Raw genomic sequence first — 13697 nt, 5'->3', positions numbered from 1 at the left:
CCCGATCAGAACCAAGGGGGATCAGCATGTCGGCGGATGAGGCGGAACGGGATGGTCAGGCTGGCGAAGCGCGCTCGACCGATTTCGTCGAGGCTTTGGCCCGTGGCCTGCGGGTGCTGGAAAGCTTTACCCTGCCCGCCGCCGAACCGCAGCGCGGGCGGATGACGCTGACCGATGTGGGGCGGCTGACCGGGCTGACCCGCGGCACGGCGCGGCGCCTGCTGCTGACGTTGCGCGACATGCATTATGTGGACACTGACGGAAAGCTGTTCTGGCTGACACCGCGGGTCCTGCGCTTGGCCGAGGGGTTCCGCATGCCCATCGGGCTGGGTGACCGGGCGGCGGCGCTGCTGCACGAACTGACGCGGGAAATCAACGAATCAGCCTCAGTCGCCATGCTGGAGGGCGAATCGATTGTTTATATCGAGCGGGTGGAGGTGCGGCGGATCTATTCCTCACGCATCGTGAACGGCACCCGGCTGCCTGCGGCCTGCAGTTCCATCGGCCGCGCGCTTCTGGCCAATCTGTCGACCGAGCAGCTGGAGATCTGGCTGGACCGCTACCCGCTGCCGAAGATGACCGAGACGACCATCACCGAGCGCCCCGCTTTTCTGGCGGAAATCGCCCGCATCCGCGCGCAGGGCTATGCGATCATTGATGAAGAGCTGGAAATCGGCATCCGGTCCATCGCCGTGCCCATCGTCAGCCCGGCAGGGCGGGTGGTGGCGGCGCTGAACGCCTCGACCTCGACGGCGCGGCATTCGGTGGATGATCTGCGTGAGGTGTTCCTGCCGCAGCTGCGCAAGACGGCCTCGGCCCTGGCCGATAATATGGATTGGTGAGGTCCGGGCCTCAGCCGCTTGCTCCGTATGGGCAAGCAGTCCTGCAAGGCTGATCGCATCGGGCGAATGATCGGGCATGCCGCGCTGCTGGCGGGCGGGTGATCCGCACAATCTGCTCCCCTTGGCGAAGCGCAAATCATTCCGGTTCAAGGACCAGCCCTGCCGCGAAGGCGCGGGCGGGGTCATTGCGCCTGCTTCGGGACGGGTGCCGGTTTCAGCTGTCCAATGGTGTGAATCGTCAGCCGCTGCTGTCGTCAGGGGCTGCATGCGGCCACAAAAGCTTGGTTGATCCGCGTCTGCATATCTGCTATATGAACATATGTCCGTCAGACGGACTTGATGAATCTGGGAGGAGCATCATGCGCAAGTTTATTGCTGCCGCAGCCACGGCTGCGGCAATCGCCCTTGGTTTGCCTGCCGCCTCGCAGGAGCCGCCGAAGGACCCGGAGGTCTATCGCTTCGGCGCGATCCTTGCGATGAGCGGAAAGGGCGACTGGTACGGCAAGGTCATGAGCCAGGGCATCCTGCTGGCGGTGGAAGAGATCAACGCCAAGGGCGGGATCGACGGCATCCCGCTGGAAGTGGTGATCGAAGACCACAAGAGCGGCGTCGCCAAGGAAGGTGTTTCGGCCATGACGCGGCTGATCAACATCTCGGGCGTTCAGGCGGTGCTGACCTCGTTCTCGCCGCCGACGCAGGCCATTGCGCCGATCGCCGATGAGCAGGGCATCCTTGTTCTGAACGGCGGCGGCACTTCGATGGCGCTGCTGGGTCTGACGGACATGATGTTCCACAACCGCACGCTGGCCTCGGACCTTGCCATTGCCGCGGCGATGCGGGCGGAAGAGCTGGGTCTGGGCGACATGTCGCAGCTGGTCTGGAAGAACGATGCGGGCGAGAGCATGATCGCCGCGGCCGATCCGTTCTGGGAAGCCAAAGGCAAGAAGATCCTTGCCACCGAATATATGGAAATCGGCGCTTCGAACATCGACACGCAGGTGGCCAAGCTGCGCGCCTCAAGCCCCGACTGGGTGGCCCTGTGGCTGTTCAGCCCGGAAACCGGCCTTGCCATCAAGAAGATCCGCGAATTCGGCATAACCGCTCCGCTGGTCGGCATCGAATACACCGCGGATGTGAAGGAACTGGCCGGGGCCGCGGCCGAGGGCTATGAATATGCCACCGATTTCTTCGCCCCTTCGGCAGAAAATCCGTGGTCGGAAGACTTCGCCAAGGCCTATGAGGCCAAGTATGGCGAAAAGCCCGAGTTCTATGCGGCGAACTATTACGAAAACGTCTACGTTCTGGCCGAAACCATCCGCCGCGCCCGCGCCATGGGCGGTGACTATTGGGATGGCCGCAAGCTGGCCGAGACCATTCGGGAGAACCCGACCTTCCCCAGCGTCTATTCCGCTGAGATGACCTATCAGGACAACAATGTGGCCCTGAAGCAGGTGGGTGTGTTCCGGATCGAGAATGGTGAACAGAAGTTCATCGAATTCATCGACCTGAACGCCGCCAACTAAGCCAGGCCCGCCGGGTCACGCCTGCAGCTTGCGCGTGCCCCGGCCCTTTTCCGCACCGTCAGGGGACCCAAAATGGACCTGTTCCTGCAACTTCTGGTCAACGGGCTCATCAACGGCAGCCATTATGCGCTGCTGGGTATCGGCTTTGGACTGATCTTCTCGACCACCGGCATCGTGCATTTCGCCTATGGCTCGGTCTACACCTTTGCCGCCTATGTGGCCTGGTTCACCGCCAGTGCCTGGGGCTTTTCGCTTCTTCCCGCGATGGCTGCGGCCATCCTTGGCGCGGTCATTCTGGGCGTGCTGTGCTATACACTGCTCTATCGCCCGCTGGAATTGCGCCGGGCGCCGCCGCTGATCCCGCTGATCGCCTCGCTGGGGCTGAACATCGCGCTGGAGAACCTGAACGCAATCATCTTCGGATCGGGTGCTCGGACGGCGGATTTCGGGTCCTCGGTCATGTTTCTGGGGCCGGTGTTCTTTACCACGGTCCATATCTGGCAGGTCGTCTCCTGTGCAGTGATCCTTGCCGCGCTGGTGCTGTTCCTGCGCAAGACCCGCTATGGCCGTGCCATCCTTGCGATGACGGACGATCCGCATATGGCCCGCGTCGTCGGGATCGACACGCAGCGGATTTCCTATCTGGTCTTCGCGCTCGGCTCTGCCGTGTCGGCGGTGGCGGCGACGCTGATCCTGATGAAGGACGGGGCATCCACCCACATGGGCTTTATCGCGGTCTTCATGGGTTTTGTCGCGGTCATCGTCGGCGGGGTCGGTTCGCTGAAAGGCGTGGTCGCGGGCGGCTTTCTCCTGGGCATCGTCGAAAGCCTTGGCCTGTGGAAGATATCGACCGAATGGCAAAGCTCGATCGCGTTCATCGTGCTCTTCATCATGATCATGCTGCGGCCGCAGGGCCTGTTCAGCATCGCGCGGCGCTGAGGAGGCGCGCATGGAATATATCTATCACATCGCGGTGCTGTTCTGCCTTTACGGGATCCTGACGATTTCCTTCAATCTGCTGGTCGGCTTTTCGGGCATGTTCGCCCTGTCGCATGCCGCGCTTTATGCCATCGGCGCCTATACGACGGCGATCCTGACCACGAAACTGGGCGTGCCTTTTCCGCTGGATATGATCGCCTCGGTTCTGGTGGCGGCCGTCATCTCGGCGGTGATCGCGCTGCCCGCGTTGCGCGTGACGGGGCATTATCTGGTGATCGTCTCACTGGCGCTGCAGATCATCGTCCTGCAGGTGATCCTGAACTGGAAATCGCTGACCGGGGGCACCGACGGGATTTCCGGCGTGCCCAGCTACAACCTGTTCGGATTGGCCATCACCACGCCCCTGTCCTTCCTGGCCGTGGCGGGCACCGGTCTGGTGGCCTGCTACTGGTTCACCCGGCGGCTGGTCCGGTCGCCCTTTGGTCGGGCCCTGCGGGCGATGCGTGAAAATGAATCCGCCGCACAGGCGGTGGGGTTGAACATCCTTTACATGAAGCTGTCCACCTTTGCGATTTCGGCCGCGCTGGCGGCGGTGGCCGGATCTCTCTTCGCCCGATACTTCCGCTATGTCGGCGTGGACAGCTTCTCGATCAACGAGACGATCTATGTACTGGCCATGGTCATTCTGGGCGGGCTGGCCAACCTGCGCGGCTCGCTTCTCGGGGCGGCGATCCTTGTGGCCTTGCCGGAGTTGCTGAAATTCGTGCCGCTGCCGGTGGATATGGCCGACAAGATCCGGCTGATCGTCTACGGCGCCGTTCTGATGATTATTCTGCTGGTGCGTCCGCAGGGCATCCTGCCGGAGCCGCGCGGCAAGAAGGCCATGGTGGTTTCGGTCGAGGATGAGGGTGCGCCGTCCGATGCTGACCGCCTGCTGGAAGGGCAGGGCGGGGCGCCGGATGAGGTAGTGCTGGAGGGGCGCAACCTGCGCAAGCAGTTCGGCGGCGTCACCGCGATCAAGGATTTCTCCATCGCGCTGAAGCGGGGGCGGATCACCGGGCTTTTGGGGCCGAATGGCGCGGGCAAGACCACCGCCTTCAACCTGCTGACGGGTTTTCTGAAACCGACGGATGGGGTGATCACGCTGAAAGGCCGCAGCATCGCCGACCGTAAACCGCATGAGCTGGTGTCGGCGGGTGTGGCGCGGTCGTTTCAGGACCTGCGGCTGTTCACTAAGATGACGGTGATCGAGAATGTGATCGTGGCGCTTCCCGGGCAAAGCGGGCACCGCTGGCAGAATCTGTTCCTGCATCCCGCGCGTGTCCATGCGCAGGAAAAGGCCAATGCCGCCCGCGCGATGGAAATCCTGCGCTTCGTGGAACTGGACGGCAAGGCGCATGAAACTGCCGCCGACCTGTCCTATGCCGAGGAAAAGCTGCTGGTCGTGGCGCGCCTTCTGGCCACCGGGGCCGAGGTTCTTCTGTTCGATGAACCCATGTCGGGGCTGGACCAGACCACGTTGCAGGACATCTTCCCGGTGATCCGGCGGCTGGCTGAACACGGCAAGGTCGTCTGCATCATCGAGCACAACCTCGATGTGATCAAGGAGCTCTGCGACGAGGTCTATTTTCTGGACGAGGGCCGCACCATGGCGGTGGGCACCCCGGATGATCTGATGAACGACCCGGAGCTGGCGGAAAGGTATTTCAAATGAGCGAGCCGATCCTTCAGGTCCGCGGGCTGGTGGCGGGCTATGGCAAGAAGAAAGCCGTCCATGGCATCGAACTGACCCTGCACAAGGGCGAGACGCTATTGATCCTTGGCCACAATGGTGCGGGCAAGACCACGCTGATGCAGTCGATCTTCGGGCTGATCCCACCGATGGCCGGGCAGGTCCGCTATGAAGGCCGCGACATCACCGGCCGCAATCCGGCGCTGAACGTGGCGGATGGCATTGCCTTCGTGCCGCAGGGCCATGGCATCTTTGCCAGCCTGACCGTGCGCGACAATCTGGAACTGGGCGCCTTTGTGGAAGGCGACCGGGCAAAGGTCGCGCGGCATCTGGACGACGTGTTTTCGATGTTCCCGATCCTGAAAGAGCGGGAAAACCAGATTGCGGGCACCTTCTCGGGCGGGCAGAAGCAGATGTTGGCCATCGGCATGGCGCTGATGCACGGGCCGCGGGTTCTGATCCTGGACGAACCCTCCATCGGGCTTGCGCCCAATCTGGTGGACCGGGTGATGAAATCGGTGGCCGAGATCAAGACGCGCTTTGACGCCTCGATCATCATTGTCGAGCAGAACGTGAAATATTCACTGCCGGTGGCCGACCGGGCGGTGGTGCTGAAAACCGGGGGCATCGTCTATGAAGGCGCGCCCGCGCCACTGATGGACCACAAGAAGCTGATCGAGTTCTTCTGACATCCGGCGGCGCCTGCGGGCGCCGCCGCCTTTTCCGGGGTCAGACCCGCTCGGTCGCCACGGCGATGCCCTGACCCACGCCGATGCACATGGTGGACAGCGCGCGCCGCCCGCCGGTCAGCGCCAGTTGCAGCGCTGCCGTCCCGGTGATCCGCGCGCCGGACATGCCAAGCGGATGGCCAAGCGCGATGGCCCCGCCGTTCGGGTTCACCCGCGGGTCGTCATCGGCAATGCCCAGTTGCCGCAGGGTGGCGATCCCTTGGGCAGCGAAGGCCTCGTTCAACTCGATCACGTCGAACTGGTCCTGCGTCAGGCCAAGCCGCGCCAGCAGCTTCTGGCTGGCGGGGGCCGGACCGATGCCCATGATCCGCGGCGGAACACCGGCCACCGCGCCGCCCAGAATGCGGGCGATCGGAGTCAGCCCGTGGTTCTTCGCCGCGGCTTCGCTGGCGATGATCAGCGCCGCGGCGCCGTCATTCACGCCCGACGCATTTCCTGCGGTGACCGAGCCATTGGGGAACAAAGGCCGCAGCTTGGCCAGCGCCTCGGGCGTGGTGGCGCGCGGGTGTTCGTCGCGGTCCACCGTGACCGGATCCCCCTTTTTCTGCGGGATCGTCACCGGCGCAATCTCCTGCGCCAGCCGCCCGTTGGCCTGTGCCGTGGCGGCCTTGGCCTGCGAGGACAGCGCCATTGCATCCTGCGCTTCGCGACTGATGCCATAGTCATCGGCCACGTTCTGCCCCGTCTGCGGCATGGAATCGGTGCCATAGGCCTTGTGCATCGCCGGGTTCACGAAGCGCCAGCCGATGGTGGTGTCATAGACCGCGTTGTCGCGGCTGAAGGCGCTTTCGGCCTTGGGCATCACGAAGGGCGCGCGCGACATGCTTTCGACGCCGCCGGCGATGTAGATTTCGCCTTCACCCGCCTTGATGGCGCGGGCCGCAGTGATGACCGCATCCATGCCCGAGCCACAGAGCCGGTTCATCGTGGTGCCGCCGATCTCCAGCGGCAGGCCCGCCAGCAGAAGCGACATGCGCGCCACGTTGCGGTTGTCCTCGCCCGCCTGATTGGCGCAGCCGAAGATCACATCATCGACGGCGGCCCAGTCCACACCAGTATTGCGGGCCATCAGCGCCCGCAGCGGCACCGCGCCCAGATCATCGGGCCGGACCGAGGACAGCGACCCGGCATAGCGGCCAATCGGCGTGCGGATGTAATCGCAGATATAGGCTTCGGTCATGGTCATACCTCCGGGCAGATCAGGTCGGCCACCGGGCCGGGGATCAGAAGTTCGGCGCCGGTCACGGCCTGCAGATCGGCCACCGACAGCGAGGGCAGCTTTTCGCGCAGGACGAAGCGACCGCCTTCGATGTCGATCACCGCCAGCGAGGTATAGACGCGGGTGACGCAGCCCACCCCGGTCAGCGGCAGGGTGCAGCGTTTCAGAAGCTTCGGCTTGCCGTCCTTGGTCACGTGGTCGGTGATGACCGCCACACGCTTTGCGCCATGGACCAGATCCATCGCACCGCCCACGGCAGGCACGCCTTTCGGCCCGGTGGACCAGTTCGCCAGATCGCCGTTCTCGGCCACCTCATAGGCGCCCAGAATGGCCACATCCAGATGGCCGCCCCGCACCATGGCAAAGCTGTCGGCATGGTGGAAGAAGGCTGATCCGGGCTTCAGCGTCACCGCCTTCTTGCCCGCATTGATCACGTCCCAATCCTCGGCCCCCTTGACCGGGCTTTCGCCGAAATCAAGGATGCCGTTTTCGGTGTGAAAGATCGCTTCGCGCCCGGGGGGCTGGAACTGCGCCACCTTTTCGGGGAAGCCGATGCCAAGGTTGACATAGGCGCCATCGGCAATGTCCTGCGCCGCGCGCCATGCGATCTGGTTGTTCGACAGCTTTTCCATCAGCGGGCCTCCAGCGGATAGGCGGCTTGGGCGCGGTTCAGGTCTTCTTCCTGCACCGGGTTTGCAACCTCGACCACCTTCTGCACGAAGATGCCGGGGGTGATCACCTGCTCGGGGTCGATGGTGCCGGGCGCCACCACCCGGCGGGCCTGCACGACGGTCTGCGCCGCGGCCATGCACATCAGCGGGCCGAAGTTCCGCGCGGCGGCGCGGTAGGTCAGGTTGCCATGGGTGTCGGCCAGTTCCGCCTTCACCAGCGCGACATCGGCCTTCAGCCAGCGTTCGCGCACGTAAGAGCGGCCCTCGAATTCCTCGACCGGCTTGCCCTTCGCCAGATCGGTGCCGAAACTGGTGGGCGTGTAGAAGGCCGGGATGCCCGCCCCGCCCGCACGGATGCGTTCGGCCAAGGTGCCTTGCGGCACCAGTTCCAGCTCGATCTTGCCGGCGAGATAAGCCTCGGTGAACACCACCGGATCGGCCGAGCGCGGGAAGGAGCAGATCAGCTTTCGCACCATCCCGGCCTCGATCAGCGCGGCAAGGCCGACATGGCCGTTCCCGGCGTTGTTGTTCACGACGGTCAGGTCTTTGGGATGGCCGGTCGCGCGAAAGCGGTCGATCAGGGCGTGGATCAGTTCGATCGGCGAACCGGCGCCGCCAAAGCCGCCGATCATCACCGTCATGCCATCGTCGATCCCGGCCACGGCTGTGGCAAGGTCGGGCAGGGTCTTGTCCATGGAAACCTCCTCTGGGCTGACCTTGGCATAGGCCCGCGGGCGGCTTGCCGTCCATCCGGTTTGTGCGATATGCTGCATTTGTTGACATATCGCACATGAGGCCCACCGATGACTGCCACGATTTCGGACCGCGACATCATGGGCGGGCTGGCCAAGGGGCTGGCCGTGATCGAGACCTTCACCGCCGACCGGCCGCGCCAGTCGATTGCCGAGGTCTCTGCCGCCTCGGGCCTTGACCGGGCCACCGCGCGGCGCTGCCTGCTGACGCTGGCGCAGCAGGGCTATGCTGATTGGGACGGCAAGTTTTTTACCCTGACGCCGCGGGTGCTGCGTCTGGGCACCGCCTGTCTGGCCACGATGCCGCTGCCGCAGATCGTGCAGCCGTTTCTGGACGAGGTGTCCGAAGCCGTGGGCAAATCCTCGTCCGTCTCCATTCTGGACGGGGATGAGATCGTCTATATCGCCCGCGCCGCGCAGAAGCGGGTGATGTCGATTGCGCTGATGCCGGGCAGCCGCCTGCCCGCCTATTGCACCAGCATGGGCCGGGTGATGCTGGCGGCTCTGCCCGAGGGGGAGGCGCGCGCGTTGCTGGGCCCCGGCCCGCTGCCCGCCCGCACTGCCCACACCCTGACCGATCCGGAGGCGGTGATGGCGGCGCTGGCGCAGGTGCGGATGCAGGGCTATGCCCTGAACGATCAGGAGGTGGAGGAGGGCCTGCGCTCCATCGCCATGCCGGTCCTGAACGCGCGCGGCAGGACGGTGGCCGGACTGAACTTCGCCCTGCCCGCGACCGAGCCGGCCGAAGAGATCACCACCCGCTATCTACCCGCCCTGCGTGAGGTGCAGGCCCGGCTGAAGCCCCTGCTGCGCTAAAAGCCGAAGGCAATCAAGCCGCTGGCTTTGGCCTTTCGGTCCGAGCGGGCGAACCCGCCCGGACGAAACCGCTTCAGGCGCCGTAACCCGTCACCAGCCGCGCGCCCGAGGTCATGTTCGACACCGCCCGCACGATCCCGGCGCTGTCGATGCCGAAATGGCGGTAGAGATCGCCGATGGTCCCGGTCTGGCCGAAATGTTCCACCCCAAGCGCGATGGTCCGGTGCCCCGCGACCGCGCCCAGCCAGGACAGGGTGGCGGGATAGCCGTCGATCACCGTCACAAGATGGCAATGCCGCGGCAGGGGCAGCAGCAGGCGTTCCACCTGCGACAGGGCCTCGGCCCGGCCCAGACGACGGCCGTGCTGCGCCGCGGTCCAGCCCGCATGCAGCCGGTCGGCCGAGGTGACGGCCAGCACCGCCACCTCGCGCCGGGCCTGACCGATCAGCCCGGCGGCGGCAATCGCCTCGGGCGCGACGGCGCCCTGATAGGCGATCACCACCTCGGTGTTCGGCCCCGGCGGACGCAGCCAATAGGCGCCGTCGATCACCCCCTGCGCCAGCCCGTCCCGCGGCAGGGCCGCCTGCTCGATGGGCCGCGTGGTCAGCCGCAGATAGACCGACCCGCCCTTGGCATCGCGCAGCCATGTGCGGGGGTCCACCTCCGCCTCGCCATCGCGCTGCATATAGTCGAAGGCCCATTCCATGATGATCGACAGTTCTTCGGCAAAGGCCGGTTCGAAACTGGCCAGCCCGTCTTGCGCCATGCCGATCAGCGGGGTCGAGATCGACTGGTGCGCCCCGCCTTCCGGTGCCAGCGTCACACCCGAGGGCGTGCCCACGATCATGAACCGCGCATCCTGATAACAGGCGTAGTTCAGCGCATCGAGGCCGCGGCACACGAAGGGGTCATAGACCGTGCCGACCGGCAGCAGCCGCTTACCGAACAAAGAATGTGCCAGCCCCGCCGCGCCCAGTTGCAGGAAAAGGTTCATCTCGGCGATGCCCAGTTCGATGTGCTGGCCTTCCGGCGTGAAATCCCATTTCGCGGTGGACGGGATGTTCTGCGCCCGGAACAGATCGGCCCGCGCCTTCCGCGCCCAGAGCTTGCGGCGGTTCACCCAGGCGCCAAGGCCGGTGGTGCCGGTAACATCGGGCGACATGGTTACGATGCGGCGGGCCAGTTCGGTCTCGCCCCGGGCCAGGTCGTCCAGGATCCGGCCGAAGGTGGCCTGGGTTGAGGTTTCGCGTTCCGCATTCACCGGCAGGGCGGGGACGGACAGCCGGTCGTCCTGCATCCGCCGGGGACCTGCGGCAAAGAACGGCACGGTGCGCAGAAAGGCGCGCAGCCCGTCAGTGTCGGCCACCCCGGCCAAAGGCTCCCATTCCTGCCCCTCCGGCACGCCCATATGTGCCTGCCATCCGGCCATCTGCGCCTTGGTCATCAGCCCGCCGTGGTTGTCCTTGTGCCCGGCAATCGGCGTACCCCAGCCCTTGACCGTATAGGCCAGGAAGCAGACCGGGCGGCTGTGGTCGATCCCGGCAAAGGTCTCGGCCATGGTTTCCACGCAATTGCCGCCAAGGTTCTCCATCAGTGCGGCCAGTTCGGCATCGCTGCGCCGTTCGATCAGCGCGGTCACATCGCCCTGATCGCCCAGATCGTCCAGCAGGCGCTTGCGCCATTCCTTGCCGCCGGTGAAGGTCAGCGCGGAATAAAGCTGGTTCGGGCAATCGTCGATCCACTGGCGCAGTTTCGCGCCGCCCGGTTCATCAAAAGCGGCGCGTTGCAGCACGCCGTATTTCACCTTCACCACATCCCAGCCGAAGGCTTCGAACAGCCGCTCGATCCGCGACCACAGGCCTTCATGCACCACGCCGTCCAGCGACTGGCGGTTGTAGTCGATGATCCACCACACATTGCGCAGATCGTGCTTCCAGCCTTCCTGAAGGCATTCGTGGATATTGCCCTCGTCCATCTCGGCATCACCCATCAGGGCGATCATCCGGCCGCGGGTGATGTCGCGGCCCCAGCTTTTGTCGGCGATGTAATCCTGCACCATCGAGGCGAAAGAGGTGATGGCCACGCCCAGCCCCACCGAGCCGGTGGAGAAATCCACGTCATCCACGTCCTTGGTCCGGCTGGGGTAGCTTTGCACCCCGCCATAGCCGCGGAAGTTCTTCATCTTCTCGACGTCCAGATTGCCCATGAGATATTGCATCGCATGGAACACCGGCCCGGCATGCGGCTTGACCGCCACCCGGTCCTCGGGCCGCAGGGCCGAGAAATACAGCGCCGTCATGATCGACACCATTGAGGCGGAAGACGCCTGATGGCCGCCGATCTTGATGCCGTCCGACTTCTCGCGCAGGTGATTGGCATTGTGGATCATCCAGTGCGACAGCCACAACAGGCGGCTTTCAATGGTCTTCAGATGCGGCTGGCTCACGGCATGTCTCCTCTTCTCGCGCGGAGTGTAGTGCCGAATCCGCTGGTGAGTCCCGGCGATCTGTGGGCAGATCGGCAGGGTCTGCGCCGGAAAAATCTGTCTTTGGGTCTTATCATGCCGGAATCCGCCAATCTGGATGAATTCGATGTCAGAATCCTTCGCATTCTGCGGGAAGAGGGCCGTATTCCGGTGCAAGAGCTGAGCGAGCGGGTCGGCCTGTCGCCCACACCTGTCGCCCGCCGGATGAAGGCGCTGGAGGCGGCGGGCATCATCACCGGCTATGCCGCCATGATCGACGAGGCAGCGCTTGGCTATCCGGTATCGGTCTTCGTCTCGGTCAAGCTGGACCGGCAGGTGGATCGTGCGCTTGCGGATTTCGAAGCCGCGGTGCGCGATTTCCCCGAAGTGGTGGATTGCTGGCTGATGACCGGAAATCGCGACTATCTGCTGCGGGTGGTGACGGATGGTCTTGCCGGGTTCGAGGCCTTTCTGACCGGGCGTCTGACCCGGTTGCCCGCAGTGGCCAGCATCGAAAGTTCCATCCCGTTGCGGCGGGTGAAGGCGGGGGTCAGCCGCCAACCCTGAGCGGGCGCGTCAGTCGCGGCGCCATGGCCCGAAGCCGAAGCCCATGTAATCGCGGGTATAGGTGTCCTGCGCGGCGGCCTCGACCTCAGCCGACCAGATGGCATCCAGCGCAGCGGGGGCGGCGGTATCCGGGGCGATGGCCACCGGGGTCAGCCCCAGTTCGGCCGTCAGCCAGTTCAGACCTTCGGCCAGGCGCTCTTCGCGGATCACCAGATCGGGCCCCTGAAAATTCGCAAAGCCCTGCAGGACGGCGCTTTGGCTGGCCCAATGCGGGTCGACCTTCTGGCCGGTCTGGCCTGAGACCGACAGTTTCGCATAACGCAGGAAAACCAGAAACGCCTCCCGCTCCTGCGCGGCGTCAAGGAAGGGCTTGCCGGGCGGCGGCAGGTCGGCCTTGTGGGCGCGGATCAGGGTCTGGCGGTGGTCGGCCAGACGGCCCGATACGATCATCTGATGAAAGGCGGCGTGTGCGCGCAGCAAAGGGTGGCGCACCACGGTAAAGCTGCGGTGGCCGGGGTTCGCCCGCTTCCACTGGCGCAGGCTTTTCTGCACGAAGTCGCGGGTCAGCCCGCCACCGATCTGCTGCAGCCAGTCCAGGACCACGCCCTCCGGTCCCGAACGGACCGGCATGTAAAGCAGCCCGGCCCCGCTGGCCGCCACGAAAGAGGGAATGGCCGGCGGGCGGCGCGGTTCGAAATTCGGCGTGCGCGACAGGTTGAAACGGTCCAGCCGCGCCAGCGCGGTTTCCATCTGGGCGGGGTTGATGACCTTTTCGGTCACGCCTTCGGGGTTCTGCTTCTTCAGCGTCTCATCCGGGGCGGACAACTGCGCCTCTACCCCCAGAAAACGGGCCAGACCGTTCAGGACAGCAACATCCTGAATATCCTCATAATCAAGGTAGAACGCCGTCTGTCCGCTGGCCTGCAAACCGTGCAACAGGCGGATCTGAAAGGCCTGCAAGGCCTCCATATGCCGCTCGAACTCTTCGGGGTCGAAGCGGACCTGTGCGGTCTTCAGGTTCTTGGCATTGGTCAGCTTCCACTGTCCCGTCGCCTGCGCGATCTTCCAGCTGACATAGCTGTCGATCGGGTTGCGCGTCAGGATGATCTTGGCGCAGAGCGGATCATCCAGCACCTCGGTCAGGATGCGCGGGTCGTGGTCATGGAAATAACGGAAACCGGCCAGCCCCTCGGTCTGCTGGCGCAGCCGGCGCAGAAGGATGCCGGGGTCCTGTTCGCGCAGCGCAAGGTCCACGCCGAACATCTCGGTCTGGTCCTTCTTGCCGATGAAATGCGGGTTGAACACCTCTCCCAGACAGGACACGCCGGGCAGGGCGTTCAGGTTCGCCTCAAGGAAGTTGGACCCCGTCCGCATCTCGGCAAACAGGACGAAAGAGGTAAAGCGCGGGGCCGGGCTCATGCGG

12 protein-coding genes are annotated in these 13697 nt (G+C 64.8%); 7 read left to right on the top strand and 5 right to left on the bottom strand.

What is annotated here, in order from left to right; translation table 11 throughout:
- The first annotated feature begins 26 nt into the window (after window positions 1–26).
- The 5 genes from ACO2Q5_RS03065 (at window position 27) to ACO2Q5_RS03045 (ending at window position 5725) form a co-directional block, all read left to right on the top strand.
- Window positions 27–842 carry an IclR family transcriptional regulator domain-containing protein gene (locus ACO2Q5_RS03065; RefSeq protein WP_423288120.1) on the top strand — a complete coding sequence of 272 codons (816 nt, stop codon included), beginning with the start codon at window positions 27–29 and terminating at the stop codon, window positions 840–842.
- A gap of 359 nt (window positions 843–1201) precedes the next feature.
- Window positions 1202–2365 (top strand): ABC transporter substrate-binding protein, encoded by a 1164-nt coding sequence (locus ACO2Q5_RS03060; RefSeq protein ID WP_423288119.1) that lies wholly within the window; start codon window positions 1202–1204, stop codon window positions 2363–2365.
- Window positions 2366–2437: 72 nt separating this feature from the next.
- Window positions 2438–3304 carry a branched-chain amino acid ABC transporter permease gene (locus ACO2Q5_RS03055; protein WP_423288118.1) on the top strand — a complete coding sequence of 289 codons (867 nt, stop codon included), beginning with the start codon at window positions 2438–2440 and terminating at the stop codon, window positions 3302–3304.
- Between the two features lie 10 nt (window positions 3305–3314).
- Window positions 3315–5018, top strand: a complete 1704-nt coding sequence (locus ACO2Q5_RS03050; RefSeq protein ID WP_423288117.1) for an ABC transporter permease subunit — start codon at window positions 3315–3317, stop codon at window positions 5016–5018.
- On the top strand, window positions 5015–5725 hold the full coding sequence (locus ACO2Q5_RS03045) for an ABC transporter ATP-binding protein (protein ID WP_423288116.1): 711 nt from the start codon (window positions 5015–5017) through the stop codon (window positions 5723–5725). Before ACO2Q5_RS03050 ends, ACO2Q5_RS03045 begins: the two co-directional genes overlap by 4 nt.
- 40 nt (window positions 5726–5765) lie before the next feature.
- Here ACO2Q5_RS03045 and pcaF read toward each other — a convergent pair whose 3' ends face one another.
- Genes pcaF through ACO2Q5_RS03030 form a run of 3 tightly spaced genes read right to left on the bottom strand, consistent with a single transcriptional unit; the run spans window position 5766 to window position 8370 of the window.
- Entirely contained in the window at window positions 5766–6965 is a 1200-nt protein-coding gene (pcaF, locus tag ACO2Q5_RS03040; protein WP_423288115.1) for a 3-oxoadipyl-CoA thiolase, read from the bottom strand.
- Window positions 6966–6967: 2 nt separating this feature from the next.
- On the bottom strand, window positions 6968–7636 hold the full coding sequence (locus tag ACO2Q5_RS03035) for a 3-oxoacid CoA-transferase subunit B (RefSeq protein WP_423288114.1): 669 nt from the start codon (window positions 7634–7636) through the stop codon (window positions 6968–6970).
- Window positions 7636–8370: a 3-oxoacid CoA-transferase subunit A gene (locus ACO2Q5_RS03030; protein ID WP_423288113.1), complete on the bottom strand. Its 735-nt coding sequence runs from the start codon at window positions 8368–8370 to the stop codon at window positions 7636–7638. Before ACO2Q5_RS03030 ends, ACO2Q5_RS03035 begins: the two co-directional genes overlap by 1 nt.
- Window positions 8371–8478: 108 nt before the next feature.
- On the opposite strand from ACO2Q5_RS03030, the gene ACO2Q5_RS03025 reads away from it, so the two are divergent.
- Window positions 8479–9243 carry an IclR family transcriptional regulator domain-containing protein gene (locus ACO2Q5_RS03025; RefSeq protein ID WP_423288112.1) on the top strand — a complete coding sequence of 255 codons (765 nt, stop codon included), beginning with the start codon at window positions 8479–8481 and terminating at the stop codon, window positions 9241–9243.
- A 73-nt stretch (window positions 9244–9316) separates the two neighbouring features.
- Here the strand turns inward: ACO2Q5_RS03025 and ACO2Q5_RS03020 are convergent, their stop codons facing one another.
- Window positions 9317–11632 carry a transketolase gene (locus ACO2Q5_RS03020; protein ID WP_423288455.1) on the bottom strand — a complete coding sequence of 772 codons (2316 nt, stop codon included), beginning with the start codon at window positions 11630–11632 and terminating at the stop codon, window positions 9317–9319.
- A 171-nt stretch (window positions 11633–11803) separates the two neighbouring features.
- Between ACO2Q5_RS03020 and ACO2Q5_RS03015 the strand changes: the two genes are divergently transcribed.
- The gene (locus ACO2Q5_RS03015; RefSeq protein WP_423288111.1) at window positions 11804–12274 is read left to right on the top strand and encodes an Lrp/AsnC family transcriptional regulator; all 471 of its coding nucleotides are present in this window, start codon (window positions 11804–11806) and stop codon (window positions 12272–12274) included.
- A gap of 9 nt (window positions 12275–12283) precedes the next feature.
- Here ACO2Q5_RS03015 and ACO2Q5_RS03010 read toward each other — a convergent pair whose 3' ends face one another.
- A complete protein-coding gene (locus tag ACO2Q5_RS03010; RefSeq protein ID WP_423288110.1) occupies window positions 12284–13693 on the bottom strand; it encodes a nodulation protein NodH in 1410 nt (469 codons plus the stop codon).
- Window positions 13694–13697 lie beyond the last annotated feature (4 nt).

Source organism: Neotabrizicola sp. VNH66 (assembly GCF_049445895.1).
Classification (GTDB): domain Bacteria; phylum Pseudomonadota; class Alphaproteobacteria; order Rhodobacterales; family Rhodobacteraceae; genus Pseudogemmobacter.
The sequence above is the reverse complement of the archived record's forward strand: the minus strand, read 5'-3'. Positions and strand labels throughout refer to the sequence as shown.

Coding starts and splice junctions, on each gene's coding strand:
- ACO2Q5_RS03060 (WP_423288119.1), top strand. CDS start 1,202: ATGCGCAAGTTTATTGCTGCCGCAGCCACGGCTGCGGCAATCGCCCTT.
- ACO2Q5_RS03030 (WP_423288113.1), bottom strand. CDS start 8,370: ATGGACAAGACCCTGCCCGACCTTGCCACAGCCGTGGCCGGGATCGAC.
- ACO2Q5_RS03015 (WP_423288111.1), top strand. CDS start 11,804: ATGCCGGAATCCGCCAATCTGGATGAATTCGATGTCAGAATCCTTCGC.
- ACO2Q5_RS03050 (WP_423288117.1), top strand. CDS start 3,315: ATGGAATATATCTATCACATCGCGGTGCTGTTCTGCCTTTACGGGATC.
- pcaF (WP_423288115.1), bottom strand. CDS start 6,965: ATGACCGAAGCCTATATCTGCGATTACATCCGCACGCCGATTGGCCGC.
- ACO2Q5_RS03025 (WP_423288112.1), top strand. CDS start 8,479: ATGACTGCCACGATTTCGGACCGCGACATCATGGGCGGGCTGGCCAAG.
- ACO2Q5_RS03035 (WP_423288114.1), bottom strand. CDS start 7,636: ATGGAAAAGCTGTCGAACAACCAGATCGCATGGCGCGCGGCGCAGGAC.
- ACO2Q5_RS03055 (WP_423288118.1), top strand. CDS start 2,438: ATGGACCTGTTCCTGCAACTTCTGGTCAACGGGCTCATCAACGGCAGC.
- ACO2Q5_RS03020 (WP_423288455.1), bottom strand. CDS start 11,632: ATGATCCACAATGCCAATCACCTGCGCGAGAAGTCGGACGGCATCAAG.
- ACO2Q5_RS03065 (WP_423288120.1), top strand. CDS start 27: ATGTCGGCGGATGAGGCGGAACGGGATGGTCAGGCTGGCGAAGCGCGC.
- ACO2Q5_RS03010 (WP_423288110.1), bottom strand. CDS start 13,693: ATGAGCCCGGCCCCGCGCTTTACCTCTTTCGTCCTGTTTGCCGAGATG.
- ACO2Q5_RS03045 (WP_423288116.1), top strand. CDS start 5,015: ATGAGCGAGCCGATCCTTCAGGTCCGCGGGCTGGTGGCGGGCTATGGC.